This window comes from Cellulosimicrobium sp. PMB13 (genome assembly GCF_051294865.1).
In the GTDB taxonomy this organism is placed as follows: Bacteria; Actinomycetota; Actinomycetes; order Actinomycetales; family Cellulomonadaceae; genus Cellulosimicrobium.
In genome coordinates, this window is sequence record NZ_CP145910.1 from 3349883 (window position 1) to 3366449 (window position 16567).

The 16567-nt window shown below is 74.9% G+C and carries 16 protein-coding genes; 8 read left to right on the forward strand and 8 right to left on the reverse strand.

Annotated features, from left to right (window positions below):
- Positions 1-9: 9 nt before the first annotated feature.
- Both V5D56_RS15060 and V5D56_RS15065 read left to right on the forward strand, forming a co-directional pair.
- Positions 10-2172, forward strand: coding sequence for an alpha/beta fold hydrolase (locus tag V5D56_RS15060; protein ID WP_435736102.1), 2163 nt, complete (start codon positions 10-12; stop codon positions 2170-2172).
- Between the two features lie 62 nt (positions 2173-2234).
- Positions 2235-3020 (forward strand): aminoglycoside phosphotransferase family protein, encoded by a 786-nt coding sequence (locus V5D56_RS15065; RefSeq protein ID WP_435736103.1) that lies wholly within the window; start codon positions 2235-2237, stop codon positions 3018-3020.
- On the opposite strand, the gene V5D56_RS15070 is transcribed toward V5D56_RS15065, so the two are convergent.
- On the reverse strand, positions 3010-3732 hold the full coding sequence (locus tag V5D56_RS15070; RefSeq protein ID WP_435736104.1) for an HAD family hydrolase: 723 nt from the start codon (positions 3730-3732) through the stop codon (positions 3010-3012). The two genes, V5D56_RS15065 and V5D56_RS15070, sit on opposite strands and share 11 nt — an antisense overlap.
- 138 nt (positions 3733-3870) lie before the next feature.
- Between V5D56_RS15070 and V5D56_RS15075 the strand changes: the two genes are divergently transcribed.
- On the forward strand, positions 3871-4746 hold the full coding sequence (locus V5D56_RS15075) for a PAC2 family protein (protein ID WP_435736105.1): 876 nt from the start codon (positions 3871-3873) through the stop codon (positions 4744-4746).
- 25 nt (positions 4747-4771) lie between these two features.
- On the opposite strand, the gene mshC is transcribed toward V5D56_RS15075, so the two are convergent.
- On the reverse strand, positions 4772-6046 hold the full coding sequence (gene mshC, locus V5D56_RS15080) for a cysteine--1-D-myo-inosityl 2-amino-2-deoxy-alpha-D-glucopyranoside ligase (protein ID WP_435736106.1): 1275 nt from the start codon (positions 6044-6046) through the stop codon (positions 4772-4774).
- 84 nt (positions 6047-6130) lie between these two features.
- On the opposite strand from mshC, the gene V5D56_RS15085 reads away from it, so the two are divergent.
- Positions 6131-7195, forward strand: a complete 1065-nt coding sequence (locus V5D56_RS15085) for a CorA family divalent cation transporter (RefSeq protein WP_435736107.1) — start codon at positions 6131-6133, stop codon at positions 7193-7195.
- A gap of 22 nt (positions 7196-7217) precedes the next feature.
- On the opposite strand, the gene V5D56_RS15090 is transcribed toward V5D56_RS15085, so the two are convergent.
- Positions 7218-8093 (reverse strand): undecaprenyl-diphosphate phosphatase, encoded by an 876-nt coding sequence (locus V5D56_RS15090; protein ID WP_435736108.1) that lies wholly within the window; start codon positions 8091-8093, stop codon positions 7218-7220.
- Positions 8094-8215: 122 nt separating this feature from the next.
- On the opposite strand from V5D56_RS15090, the gene V5D56_RS15095 reads away from it, so the two are divergent.
- On the forward strand, positions 8216-9184 hold the full coding sequence (locus V5D56_RS15095) for an aldo/keto reductase (protein WP_435736109.1): 969 nt from the start codon (positions 8216-8218) through the stop codon (positions 9182-9184).
- A gap of 10 nt (positions 9185-9194) precedes the next feature.
- Here V5D56_RS15095 and V5D56_RS15100 read toward each other — a convergent pair whose 3' ends face one another.
- Positions 9195-9518, reverse strand: a complete 324-nt coding sequence (locus V5D56_RS15100) for a primosomal protein (RefSeq protein WP_435736110.1) — start codon at positions 9516-9518, stop codon at positions 9195-9197.
- 103 nt (positions 9519-9621) lie between these two features.
- On the opposite strand from V5D56_RS15100, the gene V5D56_RS15105 reads away from it, so the two are divergent.
- Both V5D56_RS15105 and V5D56_RS15110 read left to right on the forward strand, forming a co-directional pair.
- Positions 9622-9855 carry a DUF5703 family protein gene (locus V5D56_RS15105; RefSeq protein WP_435736111.1) on the forward strand — a complete coding sequence of 78 codons (234 nt, stop codon included), beginning with the start codon at positions 9622-9624 and terminating at the stop codon, positions 9853-9855.
- Between the two features lie 31 nt (positions 9856-9886).
- On the forward strand, positions 9887-10699 hold the full coding sequence (locus V5D56_RS15110) for a fructosamine kinase family protein (protein ID WP_435736112.1): 813 nt from the start codon (positions 9887-9889) through the stop codon (positions 10697-10699).
- 4 nt (positions 10700-10703) lie between these two features.
- On the opposite strand, the gene V5D56_RS15115 is transcribed toward V5D56_RS15110, so the two are convergent.
- The 4 genes from V5D56_RS15115 to ald all read right to left on the reverse strand — a co-directional run bounded on the left by V5D56_RS15115 (position 10704) and on the right by ald (position 16156).
- Positions 10704-12047 carry a M20/M25/M40 family metallo-hydrolase gene (locus V5D56_RS15115; RefSeq protein ID WP_435736113.1) on the reverse strand — a complete coding sequence of 448 codons (1344 nt, stop codon included), beginning with the start codon at positions 12045-12047 and terminating at the stop codon, positions 10704-10706.
- A gap of 92 nt (positions 12048-12139) precedes the next feature.
- Complete coding sequence (locus V5D56_RS15120; protein WP_435736114.1) at positions 12140-14257, reverse strand: M3 family metallopeptidase; 2118 nt, start codon at positions 14255-14257, stop codon at positions 12140-12142.
- A 67-nt stretch (positions 14258-14324) separates the two neighbouring features.
- Positions 14325-14960, reverse strand: coding sequence for a GNAT family N-acetyltransferase (locus V5D56_RS15125; RefSeq protein WP_435736115.1), 636 nt, complete (start codon positions 14958-14960; stop codon positions 14325-14327).
- An 80-nt stretch (positions 14961-15040) separates the two neighbouring features.
- The gene (ald, locus tag V5D56_RS15130; RefSeq protein ID WP_435736116.1) at positions 15041-16156 is read right to left on the reverse strand and encodes an alanine dehydrogenase; all 1116 of its coding nucleotides are present in this window, start codon (positions 16154-16156) and stop codon (positions 15041-15043) included.
- Positions 16157-16257: 101 nt separating this feature from the next.
- Between ald and V5D56_RS15135 the strand changes: the two genes are divergently transcribed.
- Positions 16258-16560 carry a DUF1905 domain-containing protein gene (locus V5D56_RS15135; protein ID WP_435736117.1) on the forward strand — a complete coding sequence of 101 codons (303 nt, stop codon included), beginning with the start codon at positions 16258-16260 and terminating at the stop codon, positions 16558-16560.
- The last annotated feature ends 7 nt before the right edge of the window (positions 16561-16567 follow it).

The window sequence follows — 16567 nt, forward strand, 5'->3', positions numbered from 1 at the left end:
GGAGTAGGAATGAGTATGGAACCGAGGGAGCCGCGGCCAGCACGCCCGCCCGACCGGACCGGCGTCGCCGTCCGGGACGGCGTGCGGCTCCCCTGGGCCGTCCACGGCAGCGGTGCGACCTCCGTGCTGCTGCTGCCGACCTGGTCCCTCGTGCGGTCCCGGTTCTGGAAGGCGCAGGTGCCCTTCCTGTCGCGGTCGTTCCGCGTCGTCACGTTCGACGGTCGCGGCAGCGGCGACGCCGACCGGCCCCAGGGGGCCGCGGCCTACACCGACGAGCAGTACGCGGCGGACGCGGCCGCGGTGCTCGACGCCACCGGGACCGACCGGGCCGTCGCCGTGGGGTACTCCTGCGGGGCGGCCTGGGCGGTCCACCTGGCCGTGGCGCGCCCGGGACGCGTCCAGGGGATCGTCGCCATCGCCCCTTCGTGCGGGCTGGCGGTCTCGATGCCGGAGCGCGAGCAGTACGCGTGGGACCGCCATCACGACACCACGGAGGGCTGGGCCAAGTACAACAAGGAGTACTGGCTCGGCGGCGGGTACGACGACTACGTCGACTTCTTCGCCCGGAAGATGTTCACCGAACCCCACTCCACGAAGCAGGTCGAGGACGTCGTCGGGTGGGCCCACGAGGTCAGCCCGCAGACGCTCGCCGACACCACGGCCGGTCGGCTCGGGCTCGAGGGCGCCACCCGGACGCCGCTCGACCCTCTGTGCGAGCAGGTGCGCTGCCCGGTGCTCGTCGTGCACGGGACGCAGGACGCCGTCCGGCCCACCGCCATCGGGGAGAGGCTCGCCGCGCTCACCGGCGGCGAGCTCGTCCTCGTCGACGGCGGCGGGCACGGGCTGCCGGCGCGCGACCCGGTGCGGACCAACCTGCTGCTACGCGAGTTCGTCGAGCGGACCGCCGCCGCCGAGACCCGGCCGCCGGCCCGCCGTCGGACCTGGACGCGCGCGCAGCGCCGACGCCGCCGGGCGCTGTACCTGTCCTCCCCGATCGGCCTGGGCCACGCACGGCGCGACCTGGCCGTCGCGCAGGCGCTGCGGGAGCACCACCCGGACCTCGAGGTCGACTGGCTGACGCAGCACCCGGTGACCCGCGTGCTCGCCGACGCCGGCGAGCGGGTCCACCCTGCCTCGGCGTGGCTCGCCGACGAGTCCGCCCACGTCGAGGACGAGGCCGCCGACCACGACCTGCACGCGTTCGAGGCGATCCGCCGGATGGACGAGATCATGGTGAACAACTTCATGGTGTTCGCCGACGTCGTGGCAGACGGCGACTACGACCTCGTCGTCGGGGACGAGGCGTGGGACGTCGACCACTTCCTGCACGAGAACCCCGAGCTCAAGCGGTTCTCCTTCGCGTGGATGACCGACTTCGTCGGGTGGGTGCCGATGCCCGACGGCGGCGCCCGGGAGGCGGCGCTCACCGCCGACTACAACGCCGAGATGGTCGAGCAGCGGGCGCGCTACGGGCGGGTCCGGGACCGCTCCGTCTTCGTCGGCGACCCGGCCGACGTCGTCGACCTCCCGCTCGGTCCCGGCCTCCCGGGGATCCGGGAGTGGACCGAGGAGAACTTCGACTTCGCCGGCTACGTCACGGGGTTCGTCCCGCCGACCGTGGCCGAGCGCGAGGAGCTGCGGCATCGTCTGGGCTACGGCCCCGACGACGTGCTGTGCGTCGTCACCGTCGGCGGCTCCGGCGTGGGGAGCCCGCTGCTGCGGCGCGTGCTCGACGCCGTCCCGTCCGCCCGACGGCTGGTCGACGGGCTGCACGTCCTCGTCGTGACCGGCCCCAGGATCGACCCCGCGAGCCTGCCCCGGCGGGCCGGTGTCACCTACCGCGGCTACGTCCCCGAGCTGTACCGGCACCTGGCGGCGTGCGACCTCGCCGTCGTGCAGGGCGGGCTGACGACGTGCATGGAGCTCGCCGCGGCGGGCACGCCGTTCCTCTACGTCCCGCTGCGGCACCACTTCGAGCAGAACGTCCACGTCCGGCACCGGCTCGAGCGCTACGGCGCGGGCCGGTGCGTGGAGTACGGCGAGGCGTCCGACCCGGACGCGCTCGCCGCGGCGATGGTGGCCGAGCTCTCCGGCGGCCGCGACCGGCGCACCCTGCCGGTCGAGACCGACGGCGCGGCGCGCGCCGCCTCGCTGCTCGCCGCGCTGCTCTGAGCCACCCGAGCCGCGGCTCCCCGACCTCGCCTCGGGCGGACGCCTCGTGCGACCATCGGCCCGTGCGCACCGACGACACGGCCGACGCAGGCACGGCGGAGATCACCCTGACGGGCGGGAACGTCAACGACGTCGTGCGCGTCGGCGACACCGTCCGTCGCACCGCCGGCCCGTGGACGCCGACCGTGCACGCGCTGCTCGCGTGGGTGCGTGCGCACGGCGTGACGTCGGTCCCGGCGCCGCTCGGCCTGGACGTGCAGGGGCGCGAGGTCCTGACGTGGCTGGAGGGCGAGGTCGGCGGCTGGCCCGTCCCGGACTGGGTCTGGGACCCGCGCACCCTGCGGGCTGCCGGCGCGATGCTGCGGGAGTGGCACGACGCCACCGTCGGGTTCGCCCCGGCGGGCGCGGTGTGGCGCTCCCCGGCGCGCGAGCCGGTCGAGGTCGTGTGCCTCAACGACGCCGCGCCCTACAACATGGTCCACTCCGACGGCGGCCTGGTCGGGTTCATCGACGTCGACATGGCGTCCCCCGGCCCGCGGGCGTGGGACCTGGCGTACCTCGCGTACCGGATGTGCGGGTGGTGCGAGGACATGCCCGTCCCCGGTCCGCCCGCACCGCGGCTCGCACCACCCGACCGGCTGACGGTGCTGCTCGACGGCTACGGTCGCGACCTCGCCCCGGCTCCCGGCGAGGTGCTGACGACCATGCGCCGTCGCCTCCTCGACCTCGCCGGCTGGACCGACGAGCACGCGCGCACGACCGGCCGGCCGGAGCTGCACGACCACGCGGCGATGTACCGGCGCGACGCCGGGCGCGTGGTACCGGGAAGCCCCCCGATCAGAGGCTGACCGGCATGAGGTCCACGACCTCGTCGGCGACGAGCCGTGCGAGCAGGCCGAGGTCGACGTGCTCCAGCGACGGGGTGCGGCTGAGGCCCGGTGCCGGGCGGACAGGGACCACGGCCTCGACCCCGAGGGTCGCGGCGCCGGACGCGAGGGCGGACGCGATGCCCGCCGGCGAGTCCTCGATCGCGACGCACCGCGTGACGTCGACGCCCAGGCGCTCCGCCGCGAGGAGGTACGGCTCCGGGTCGGGCTTGCCGCGCTCGACCTCGTCCCCGCACACGAGCACCTGGAACGCGTCGGCGGGCGCGAGCGCGGCGACGGGCTCCGCGAGCTCGCGGTAGGACATCGTCACGAGGGCGCACGGGACCCCCGCCTCGCGCAGCGACGCCAGCAGCTCGCGCGCGCCCGGCTGCCACGGCACCTTCACGCGCACCTGGTCGATCACCCGGCCGATGAGGAACTGCACGATCTCCTCCACGGGCAGGTCGACGCCGCCGCGCTCGCGGAGGATCTGCGCCGAGGTGAGCAGCGGGTTCCCGACGAGCGACATCGCGTCCTCGTGGGTCCAGGTGCCGCCGTGCGCGTCCACGAGCTCGTGCTCCGCCGCGATCCAGTACGGCTCGGTGTCCACGAGCGTGCCGTCCATGTCCCACAGGACGGCGGCGGGCAGCGCGTCGCGGGGCACGGGTACGGGGGCAGGGCGTGGCGAGGTCAACTCAGGCTCCAGGGGTGGGGGGCGGTGCGCGGGCCGCGCCGGGGCGCCGGCCCGCTCCCACCACCCTACGCGGCGGGCGGGTACGCCACGGGCGAACCCCTCCCGACGCCACGGCGCCCTGCCGCATAGGCTGGGGCGATGAGCGAGAACGTGCACGACGGCGCCCGCCAGACCGTGATGATCGCGGCGTTCGAGGGCTGGAACGACGCGGGCAGCGCCGCGACGTCCGCGCTGGCTCACCTGCACGAGGTGTGGGGCGCCGAGGACGTCGACGAGCTCGATCCCGAGGAGTACCACGACTTCCAGGTGAACCGCCCGGTCGTCACGACCGACGAGGACGGCCGCCGCGAGATCACGTGGCCGACCACGACGATCGCGACCGCGACGATCGCTCCGAGCGGCCGCCGCGTCGTCCTCGTGCACGGCATCGAGCCGTCGATGCGGTGGCGTACCTACTGCCGGGAGCTCCTCGACATCGCCGTCGAGCACGACGTCCGCACGGTCGTGACGCTCGGCGCGCTGCTCGCCGACGTGCCGCACACGCGGCCGATCCCCATGACCGCGACCTCGGAGAGCGTCGGCCTGCAGGCCGTCCTCGACGTCGAGCCGAGCACGTACGAGGGGCCCACGGGAATCGTCGGGGTCCTGCAGCACGCCGCCGCCGAGCGCGGGATGCAGTCCGTGTCGCTGTGGGCGGCCGTCCCGCACTACGTCGCGCACCCGCCGTCGCCCAAGGCGACGCTGGCGATCCTCGCGCGCGTCGAGGAGCTCGTGTCGGAGGCGATCCCGCTCGGCGAGCTGCCGGAGGACGCGCAGGCCTGGCAGCACGGCGTCGACGAGCTCGCGGCCGAGGACGCCGAGATCGCGGAGTACGTGCAGCAGCTCGAGGAGGCCAAGGACACCGCCGAGCTGCCCGAGGCGAGCGGCGAGGCGATCGCGCGCGAGTTCGAGCGCTACCTGCGGCGTCGTGACCCGGGCAGCTCCGGGGAGCGTGGCAAGGGTCCGACGGTCTAGGACCTCGCGGCCGGCTGCCGAGCCGTCAGAGCCGGACGCCCAGCAGGGCGTTGACCGTCCGGGCGACGACGCCGGGCGCGCCCTCGTCGTCGGCGCTCGTGTCCCGGCCGGGACGCAGCGACTCCGCGGCCCACACGTCGACGGCGGCGAGCGCCGCGGGCGCGTCGAGGTCCGTCGCCAGCGCGGCCCGCACGGCGTCGAGCATCGCGGTCGCGTCCGGGCCGCCGTTGCCCGAGACGGCGTCGCGCCAGGTCTCGAGCCGCGCGGCGGCGGACGGCAGGTCGTCGTCGGTCCACTCCCACTCGGTGCGGTAGTGGTGCGCGAGGAGCGCGAGCCGGATCGCCATGGGGTCGACCCCGGTGGCGCGCAGGTTCGACACGAGCACGAGGTTGCCGAGCGACTTGCTCATCTTCTGGCCCTCGTAGGCGACCAGCCCGGCGTGCACGTGCACGCGCGGCGCGGCGCCGTCGGCGAGCACCCGGTCGTGGGACGACGACATCTCGTGGTGCGGGAACAGCAGGTCGGCCCCGCCGCCCTGGACGTCGAACGGCAGCCCGAGCGCGTCGCGCCCGATGACCGAGCACTCGATGTGCCACCCCGGCCGGCCGGTGCCCAGCACGCCACCGTCCCACGCCGGCTCACCCGGTCGTTCGCGCCGCCACAGCAGCGGGTCGAGCGGGTCCTTCTTCCCGTCGCGGTTCGGGTCTCCCCCGCGCTCGGCGAAGAGCCGCTCCATCACGTCGCGCCCGAAGCGCGAGACGGAGCCGAAGGCCGTGTCGGCCGACAGGTCGGCGTAGACGTCCCCGAGGCCCGCGTCGGTGCCCCCTGCGCCGGGCTCGACCGGTACGCGGTACGCCGTGCCGGCCGCCAGCATCGCGGAGACGGCCTCGACGACGGCGGGGATCTTCTCGACCGCACCGTCCCAGACGTCGGGCGGGACGACGCCGAGCGCCGTCATGTCCTCGGCGAAGAGCGCGATCTGCTCCGTGGCGAGCGCGCGCCAGTCGACGCCGGTCGCCGCGGCGCGCTCGAGCAGGGGGTCGTCCACGTCCGTGACGTTCGACGCGTACGTGACGTCGTACCCGGCGTCGCGCCAGGCGCGCACGAGCAGGTCGAACGCGACGTAGGTGTTCGCGTGGCCGATGTGCGTCGCGTCGTAGGGCGTGATGCCGCACGCGTAGAGCGTCGCGGTGTCGCCCTGGGCGGCGACGACGAGCTCGCCTGAGGTCGAGTCGTGCACCCGGACGGGATGGCCACGGCCGGGAAGCTCGGGGATCTGGGGGGCGGGCCAGCTGTGCACGCGACCACCATAACGGCCACGTCGCACGCGTCGCGCCGCCGTCCCGCCCGGGCGCGCGCCCACGTGGCGCGCGACAATGCGGACGTGACGAACCCCACGCTCCCCGGCCCGCCCGCGAAGGGTGGGACGGCGACCGCGACCCGGCCGGTCGCCGCCTGGCACGTCGACGCGGGCGCGGGCGAGGCCCGCCCGCTCGACCCCGGCGCCGTCGCCCCGGTCGCGGAGCTGCTGCGCGGCAACGCCGCCGCGGGAGCGGCCGACCGGGCGACGTGGGTGCGCCTGGCGGACGTCGCGGCCCTGCACGACGCCGCGGCGGGGCTCGGGCCCGACGCGCACGCGGGGGCGGGGCACCCGGACACCCCGCGGTCGCGACACCCGCTCGCCGTGGTCAAGCGCGTCGCGGACGACTGGCTCCTCGTCGTGACGCCCACGGCCTGGTACACGCCGGACGACCGCCAGGTCCACACGGGTCGGTTCGCGACGCTCGTGGGCCCCGGCGTCGTGCTCACCGCCGAGGACGGTGGCGCCGGGGTGCACGACGAGATGCTCGACCGCCTTCAGGCCCCGGGCGCTCCGCGCGGCGGGGCGGTCCGGCGAGTGACCGCGGCGGCCGTCACCGCGGTCGTCTCCGGGGCGTCGGCCGTCGAGCTGGAGCTCGGGGACGCGGTGGCGAGCACCGAACGGCTCGTGTTCGAGCAACGGCGCGCCGACCCGGTCCAGCGCATCTACGACCTCAAGCGCGAGATCACCGAGGCGCGGCGGGCGCTGCTGCCCGTGACCGCCGAGCTGCCCGAGCTCCTCGACCCGGACGTGCCGGACCACCTCGGGGTGGACCGCCGCGTGCTGGAGCGCCTGGTCTCCACGGTCGAGCGCATCGACCGGCACCTCGACGCCCACGACGACCTGCTCTCGGACATGCTCCAGGTCCACATGTCGCAGGTCTCGGTGCGGCAGAACGAGGACATGCGCAAGATCTCCGCGTGGGCGGCGATCCTCGTCTACCCGACGATCGTCGCCGGCGTGTACGGCATGAACTTCGCCCACATGCCCGAGCTCGCCTGGACGCTCGGCTACCCGATGGCCCTCGCGCTCATGGCGGTCGGGTGCGTCGTGCTCTACCGGGTGTTCCGGCGCGCGGGCTGGCTCTGAACGGCTGTGCCGCCCAGTCCGGTCAGGGCGTCGTGGCCGCGGTGCCGCCCGGCTCGAGGACTCCCGTGAGCAGGAGCAGCACGAGGAGCGCAGCCAGCACGAGGCGGTAGACGACGAACGGCGTGTAGCTGAACGTCGAGACGATCTTGAGGAACGCGATGATGACGAAGTAGCCCACGACGAACGCGACGAGCGTGGCGATCAGCGTGGCCCCGGCGCCCGGGGCGCCCGGCACGGGCTCCCCCGCGGACTTGAACAGCTGGTAGAACCCCGATCCGAGCACCGCGGGGATCGCGAGGAGGAACGAGTAGCGCGCCGCGGCCTCTCGCGTGTACCCCATGAGGAGCCCCGCCGTGATCGTGCCGCCCGAGCGCGAGACGCCCGGCACGAGCGCGAGCGCCTGCGCGAACCCGAACGCGACCGCCTGCCCGGGCGTGAGCTCGCGCAGCGCGCGCCGCTTGGCGCCCACACGGTCCGCCCAGCCGAGCAGGAGCGCGAACACGGCGAGCATGAGGGCCGTGAGGTACAGGTTGCGGAACGTGTTCTCGATGGCGTCCTGGAACAGCAGGCCGAGCACCACGATGGGGATCGAGCCCAGGGCGATGTACCAGGCCATGAGGGCGTCGTGGTCGCCGCGGCCCATGCGCGAGCGCCAGTCCGTCCCGTGGTCGCCGCGCAGCGAGCGCCACCAGGCGACGCAGATCCGCGCGATGTCCCGGCGGAAGTACAGCAGGACGGCCGTCTCCGTGCCGATCTGGGTGATGGCCGTGAAGGCCGCTCCTGGGTCCTGGGACCCGATGAGCTCCCCGACGATGCGCAGGTGCGCGCTCGAGGAGATCGGGAGGAACTCGGTCAGGCCCTGGACGAGGCCGAGGAGGACGGCTTCCCACGCGTTCACGAGCGGCCACGATACCGGGCCCGGAGGCCCGCCCCGACCACCGGGTGAACCTGGCCGGGTCCGGGTCCGACGGCGCGCGCCCGGCCCGCGGGAGCGGGTGCGCGCCGGTACCCTCGGCTCCCATGGAACTCCGCCAGCTCGGCCGCACCGGCCTGCGCGTGTCCGTCCTCGGCCTCGGGACGATGACGTGGGCCCGCGACACCGACGAGCTCGACGCGGGCGAGCAGCTGCGCGACTTCGTGGACGCGGGCGGGACGCTCGTCGACACCGCGGCGTCGTACGCCGACGGGGACGCCGAGACGCTGCTCGGCTCCCTCCTGGGGAGCAAGGTGTCCCGGCGGGACGTGCTGCTGTGCACGAAGGCGGGCGTGCGGCACACCCCGACCGGGCCGGTCGTGGACGCGTCGCGCGGCGCGCTGCTCGACTCGCTCGACGACTCGCTCCACCGGCTGGGCACGGACCACGTCGACCTGTTCCTCGTCCACGCCCCCGACGCCGGGACGCCGTTCACCGAGACGCTCTCCGCGCTGCGCCACGCCGTGACCTCGGGTCGTGCGCGCTACGTGGGGCTCTCCAACCACCCCGGGTGGGCCACGGCGCAGGCCGCGGCGCTCCTCGGCGGGACCGACGACGTGGGCCTCGCGGCGGTCGAGGTCGAGTACTCGCTCCTCCAGCGCGGCGCCGAGCGCGAGGTCGTGCCTGCGGCCGACGCCCTCGGGCTCGGCCTGCTCGCGTGGTCGCCGCTCGGCCGCGGGGTGCTGACGGGCAAGTACCGGCGCTCGCTGCCCGCGGACTCCCGTGGCGCGTCACCGCACCTCTCGGCGTTCGTCGAGCCGTACCTCGACCACGGGTCGTCGGGCGTGGTCGAGGCCGTCGTGACCGCTGCCGAGGGCCTGGGGCGCGCGCCGCTCGACGTCGCCCTGTCCTGGCTGCTGGGCCGACCCACCGTGGCGAGCGCCCTGGTCGGGGCCCGCACACCCGCACAGCTGCGCGCGTCGCTCGACGCGACCGACCTCGAGCTGCCGCACGCCGTGCGGGCGGCGCTCGACGACGTGAGCGAGATCGAGGTCGGCTACCCCGAGCGGTGGTGACCTCGGGAGGTCAGCGCGCGCCGTCCGTCTCGAGCTCGCTCGCGAGCTCGTCGTCGTCGATCGTGTCGAGCGCGTCGTCCTCGTCGTCGTCCGCGTCCTCGTCGTCCTCGTCGTCGTCGTCCTCGTCGTCGTCCTCCTCGGCGAGGTAGAACGGCGTCGCTTCCCCGTGCACCTGCCCGAGCGCCTCGTCGTAGACCTCGAAGGCGTCCGCGAGCACGTAGTAGGCGTCGTCCACGGACGGGTCGTCGTCCCCCCGTCGGGCGGCGACGGCGTTGTAGTGGGCCTCGAGCGCGGCGATGAACCGGTCGAGCGCGGCACGCGGGTCAGCGGTCATACCCTGACGGTAGCCCTGAGCGGGGCACAATGGCACTCGAAAGTCGCCGGTGGCCGACCACTCCGGCCCGCCGACGGGAGCAGCGGAACGAGGACGGTGACACGTGGAGAGCAGGTCGACGTCACGCCGGCAGCCCGAGAGGGCTGCGCAGGGTGGGCAGTACGAGTACCGCGTCCTGACGATCGACCGCTCGACGAGCCGGTCGGACGCGACCAGGCTGCTGACCGACGAGGCGGAGTACGGCCGGTGGGAGCTGGCCCGCACGCGTCTGTACGTCGGCGGGGAGCGCCGCGTGTGGCTGCGCCGCAAGATCATCCGGGTGCGCTCGACGCTGTGACCGTCGGGGTCGTGACCGTCGGGGCGAGCGCGTGAGCGACGTCTTCACGAAGTCCCGGCGGGACGCTCCCGAGGGCTTCTTCGCGTGCGAGGCCGCGGGGCTCGCGTGGCTCCGCGTCCCGGGCGGCCCGCGCGTCGTGGAGGTGCGCGACGTGGGCCGCACGCACCTCGACCTGGAGCGGCTGGTGCCCGCCCGACCGACGCCGTCGGCCGCCCGCGCGCTCGGGCGAGGCCTCGCCGTCGTGCACGACGCCGGGGCGCCCGCCTGGGGAGCACCTGCGGCCGGGTGGCACGGGGACGGGTTCTTCGGGCCGCTCGACGACCCGCTGCCCCTGCCGACGGGCGCGTGGGCGGACTGGCCGTCGTTCTACGCCGAGGCCCGCCTCGCGCCCGTCGCGGAGCAGGGCCAGGTGCGCGGGGCGCTCGGGGCCGACGACGCGGCGCTCCTCGCGCGGCTCGCCGAGCGTCTCCCCGACCTCGCCCGACCGGCGCTCGACGACTCCCCCGCACGCCTGCACGGCGACCTGTGGTCGGGCAACGTGCTCTGGTCCACGCCGACGGACGCCGCGCCGGACGGCTCGCGCGAGGCCGAGGCCGTGCTCATCGACCCCGCGGCGCACGGCGGGCACCGCGAGGCCGACCTCGCGATGCTCGCGCTGTTCGGCGCCCCGCACCTCGACGAGATCGTCGCCGGCTACCAGGAGGTGCGGCCGCTGGCCCGTGGCTGGCGGCACCGGGTCGCGCTGCACCAGGTGTACCCCGTCGCGGTCCACGCGGTGCTGTTCGGCGGCGGCTACCGAGCGCAGCTGCGCTCGACGGTCGCGGCGCTCCTCGACGACCGCTGACGCGTCAGCAGGTGCGCAGGAGGCGGTCGAGCACGCGGACCCCGAACCGCAGCGAGTCGACGGGCACGCGCTCGTCGACGCCGTGGAACATGCCCGAGAAGTCGAGGTCGCCGGGCAGGCGCAGGGGCGCGAACCCGTACCCCGTGATGCCGAGGCGCGCGAGCGACTTGTTGTCCGTGCCGCCCGAGAGCGTGTACGGCAGGACGGTCGCCTCGGGGTCCTCGGCGACGAGCGCGTCGACCATCGAGTCGACGAGGTCGCCCGTGAACGGGACCTCCAGCGCGATGTCGCGGTGGATCTCCTCGACCCGCACGTGCTCGCCGGCGAGCTCGCGCAGTCGCCGGAACCCGTCCTCCTCGTGGCCGGGGAGCAGGCGCGCGTCGATCGTGGCTTCCGCACGCCCCGGGATGACGTTGGCCTTGTACCCGGCGGCGAGCTGGGTGGGGTTCGAGGTGTGCCGCACGGTCGCGCCGACGAAGCGCGACGCCGGACCGAGCGCGGCGACGAGCGCGTCGACGCTGCGGGGGTCCTCGGGGTCGTAGCGCAGGCCCGTGAGGTCGGCGACGCCACGCAGGAGGGCGTCGACCGTCGGCGTGAGCGTGTACGGCCAGTGGTGGGCGCCGATACGCGCCACGGCCTCGGCAAGGCGTGTCACCGCGTTGTCGTCGTTGACCTGCGAGCCGTGGCCCGCGCGGCCGTCGGCGACGAGCCGCAGCCACGCGATGCCCTTCTCGGCGGTCTGCAGCAGGTACGCGCGCCGGCCGCCGACCTCGACCGAGAAGCCGCCGACCTCGCTGATCGCCTCCGTGGCGCCCTCGAAGAGCTCGGGCCGGTGGTCGACGGCGTAGCGCGCCCCGTAGGTCCCGCCCGCCTCCTCGTCGGCGAAGAAGGCGACGATCACGTCGCGCGCGGGCTTGCGCCCCTCGCGGGCCATCTGGCGCACGACCGCGAGGATCATCGCGTCCATGTCCTTCATGTCCACCGCGCCGCGCCCCCACAGGAGACCGTCGCGCTCCTCGCCGGCGAACGGGTCGACGGACCAGTCGGACGCCTGCGCGGGCACGACGTCGAGGTGCCCGTGCAGCACGAGCGCGGGCCGGGTGGCGTCCGCGCCCTCGAGCCGCACGACGACGCTCGCGCGCCCAGGTGCGGACTCGAACAGCTCGGGCTCGAGGCCGACCTCGTGCAGCAGCGCCATGACGTGCTCGGCCGCGGCGCGCTCGCCGGGACCGGACCCGTCGCCGAAGTTCGACGTGTCGATGCGCAGCAGGTCCTGGCAGATGCGCACCACCTCGTCCTGCGCGGTCGGGACGGGCACGGCGACAGGTTCGGGGCGAGCGCTGGTCATGGGCTCACGCTACCCGGGCCGGAGCGCGAGGTAGAGCCGTGGTCGGCGAGGTAGAGCCGTGGTCGTGACCAGGGCTCTACCTCGCGGACGTCTCAGGCGTCGAGACCGCGGCGGGCGAGCAACGGGGCGATGTCCGCGTCGCGCCCGCGCAGCGCGCGGAACGACGCGAGCGGGTCCTGCGAGCCTCCGCGGGCGAGGAGCTCGCGGCGGAACCGCTCGCCGTTCTCGCGCGTCAGACCGCCGTTCTCCCGGTACCACTCGACCGTGTCCGCGTCGAGCACCTCGGACCAGATGTACGAGTAGTAGCCCGCCGAGTAGCCACCGCCGAAGACGTGGTTGTAGTACGTCGTGCGGTAGCGCGGCGGGACCGGCGCGAACGCCACGCCCGCGGCCTCGAGCGCCGCCGTCTCGAACGGCACGACCTCGTCGACCGCCGCCGGCACCGCGTCCGGCGCGAGCTGGTGCCACGCCTGGTCGAGCAGCGCGGCGGCGAGGTACTCCGTGGTGCCGAAGCCCTCGTTGAACTGGCGCGACGCGAGCATCGTGTCGACCCACTCCGACGGCATGGGCTCGCCGGTCTCGTGGTGCACGGCGTAGGCGCGCAGGATGTCGGGCTCCCAGGCCCACATCTCGTTGACCTGCGACGGGTACTCGACGAAGTCGCGCGGCACGTCGGTGCCGGACTGCGACGGGAACCGCACGTCGGAGAAGAGCCCGTGCAGCGCGTGCCCGAACTCGTGGAACAGCGTGATGACCTCGTCCCACACGAGCAGCGTCGGCTGGCCCGCCGGCGGCTTGACGATGTTGAGGTTGTTCACGACGACCGGCTTCTGGCCGAGCAGGTGGTTCTGGTCGATCAGGTTGTTCATCCACGCGCCGCCCCGCTTGGACTCGCGCGTGTACCAGTCGGCGAGGAACAGGCCCATCCCCTCCCCCGCGGCCCCGGGCGTCTCGGCGTCGAACACCTCGAACACGCGGACGTCGGGGTGGTAGCCGACGAGGTCCGTGCGCTCGGTGAACGAGATGCCGAAGAGCCGGTTCGCGGCGCGGAAGACGCCGTCGTGCACGACCTTCTCGAGCTCGAGGTAGGGGCGCAGGAGCGCGTCGTCGAGCGCGTAGCGGTCCTTGCGCACGCGCTCGGCGTAGAACGACCAGTCGGAGGCACGCAGGCTCGCGCCGGCGTGGTCCGCCTGCAGGGCCGCCTCGAGGTCCGCGGCCTCGCGACGGGCGTTCGCGACGGCGGCCGGCGCGAGCCGGGACAGCATCGCGTTCACCGCGTCGGTCGTCTTCGCCGTCGCGTCCTCGGCGACGTACGCCGCGTGGTGCTCGTACCCGAGGAGCCGCGCGCGCTCGGCGCGCAGACGCACGGTCTCGAGGACGATCTCGCGCGTGTCGTGGTCGTCACCCGTCGCGCCGCGACCCTCCGACGCCCGCTGCACGCGCTCGCGCACGTCGCGGTCCGTGAGGGACGCGAGCACGCCCTGCTGGGTCGGGAGCTGCATCTCGAGCAGCCACGCGCCCTCGTGGCCGCGCGAGGCGGCAGCCTCGGCCGCGCCCGCGACCGCGTCGTCCGCGAGCCCGGCGAGCTCGGCCCGGTCGGTGACGAGCACGCTCGCCGCGTTGGCACCCGCGAGGAGCTTGCGACCGAACGCGGCCTCGAGGCTCGTCAGACGCCCGTTGATCTCGCGCAGACGCTCCTGCTCCGCCGCGTCGAGCTCGACGCCCGAGCGGCGGAAGTCCGTGAGCAGCGTGTGCAGCAGCCACGCGGCGTCGGGCTCCAGCGTCTCGTCGCCGGCGTCGGCGGCCTCCTGGAGCGCCCGCGCGCGGGCGTACAGGCGCGCGTCCATGTAGATCGCGTCGTGGTGGGCCGCGTACTCAGGGGCGAGCTCCTCCTCGATGTCCTCCAGCCCCGGCGTCGCGTCGGCGCTGAGCTGGTTGTAGAACGCGTGCGCGACACGCGACAGGCTGCGGCCGGAACGCTCGAGCGCCTCGAGCGTGTTCGCGACCGTGGGCGCCTCCGGGTCGGTGGCGATCGTCTCGACGGCGGCACGCTGCGCGGCCATCGCCGCGCGCAGCGCGGGCACGTAGTGCTCCTCGCGGACCGCGGTGTAGTCGGGCAGCTCGTACGGCAGCGGCGACGGAGCGGCGAACGGGTTGGCGGGATCGAGGTCGAGGTCTGCGCCGGTGGGCGCGAGCGGCTGAGACGTCATGGCCCCCATCCTCACCCCGCGGCACCGCCCGGGTGAAACGGAATCCACCCGGGCGGCGGGACGGCACTCAGGACGTCGTCGCGAGGCGAGGTGCGTCGTCGGGCCACGGCTCGACCGGCTCGCGCGGGTCGTCCGGGAGGAGCGTCGCGACCCACGCGTCGCGACGCACGCCCCGCTGGAGGGAGTGACCGCGCACGGTGCCCTCGACCCGGAAGCCGAGTCGCCACGCGAGGCGCCGCGACGGCCAGTTGCCGACGTACGCCTCCCACGACAGGCGCGCGAGGCCCAGGCCCTCCGGGTCGAACGCCCAGTCGACGACCAGCCGGCCCGCGGCCGTCGCGAGGCCACGACCGCGGCCGGCGGGCGACATCCAGTAGCCGATCTCGGCAGAGCGCTGCCCGTCCGGGGCGTCGTCGACGCCCAGGCCGAACATCCCGAGCAGCGGGCCGACCCCCTCCGGTCCCGGCATGCCCGACGGGCCGACGGACTCGCGCACCGCCCACGTGAAGACGTTGCCGCGCTCCCAGCCGGGCGCCACGTAGTCGCGCACGAAGCCGAGCGCGTCCTCGCGCGTGTACGGGTCGGGGACGACGGTCCAGGCGGCGACGTCGGGGTCCTGGCACGCGACGGTGATCGCGTCGACGTCGTCGAGGGTCGGGGTAGCGAGGTGGACGACGCCGTCGTCCAGGGCGAAGGGCTGCACCGGACCACCCTGCCACGGTGCGGCGCCAGGCCTCACGTCCTTTCCGGGCCCGACGACGTGCCGGGACGTCCGGCGAGTGCTCAGCCCCCGAGCACCTCCGCGAGGGGCGACCACTCGAGCCCGTGCGCCGCCGCGACGGCCTCGTTGAGCAGCACGCCGCGGTGCGTCGACGCGCCCGACGCCAGGAGCGGGTCGTCGCGGACGGCGTCGAGCCCGCCGTCCGCGAGCGCCGCGAGGCACGGCAGCGTCGCGCTCGTCAGCGCCTGCGTGCTCGTGACCGGCACGGCGCCGGGCATGTTGGCGACGCAGTAGAACGTCGTGCCGTGCACGGCGAACGTCGGGTCGTCGTGGGTCGTGGGCCGCGACCCCTCGAAGCACCCGCCCTGGTCGACCGCGACGTCGACGAGCACGGCGCCGGGGCGCATCCGGGCGACGAGGTCGTCGCTCACGAGCCGTGGCGCGCGGGCACCGGCGACGAGCACGGCCCCGACCACGAGGTCGGCCTCGAGCACGGCGCGCTCGACCGCGTACAGGCTCGACGCGACGGTCCGCACGTGGCCGGAGAACTCGAGGTCGAGCGCGCGCAGGACCGGCAGCGACAGGTCGAGGACGGTCACCTCGGCTCGCATCCCGACAGCGATCTCGGCGGCGTTGCGCCCCGCCGTGCCTCCCCCGAGCACGACGACCCGACCCGGCGGCGTCCCGGGCACGCCTCCCAGCAGGACGCCGCGCCCGCCGGCCGGGCGCTGCAGGAGCCACGCCCCCACCTGGGTCGCCATGCGCCCGGCGACCTCGCTCATCGGCGCGAGGAGGGGCAGGGTCCCGTCCGGGGCCTGCGCGGTCTCGTACGCGATCGACGTCGTGCCGGCGTCGAGCAGCGCGCGCGTGCCCGCGGCGTCGGCGGCGAGGTGCAGGTAGGCGAACAGCAGCAGGTCCTCGCGCAGATGGCCGTACTCGCTCGCGACCGGCTCCTTGACCTTGCACACGAGCTCCGCCTCGCCCCACACCTCCTCGGCGGAGGCGACGACGCGCGCGCCCGCGCGCTCGAACTCGTCGTCGGGCAGGTGGGAGCCGGTACCGGCCCCGGACTGGACGAGCACGTCGTGCCCGGCCCGCACGAGGTGGTGGGCGCCGGCGGGGGTGAGCGCGACGCGGTCCTCGTGGTTCTTGATCTCGGTGGGTATCCCGATCCTCATGGTCCAGTGTCGTCGCGCCTCGCCCCGGCGCGCACGACGGCGGGCGCACGCCCCCCACGCGGAGGGTTCCGCGCACCCGGCCTGTCCGCTACGGTCGGGCCATGCCCACGTGGACGGACCCCGGCGAGGTGGAGTTCGACGCCGTCCTCACCGCGGCCGGCACCGCCTCGGGCCTGTTCGTCGAGGTGCCGCTCGACACCACGGACCTGTTCGGCACGCGTGGGCGCGTCCCCGTCCGGGTGGAGGTCGACGACGTCGCGTACCACGCGTCGCTCGTCGCCTACGGCGGCCCGCACCTGCTCGCCGTCCTGCGGGCGGTCCGGGACCGGCTCGGCAAGGGCGCGGGCGACCGGGTCCACGTGAGCCTGCGGCTCGCCGCGGAGGTCTCCGCGATCCGGCGCTGACGCGGGG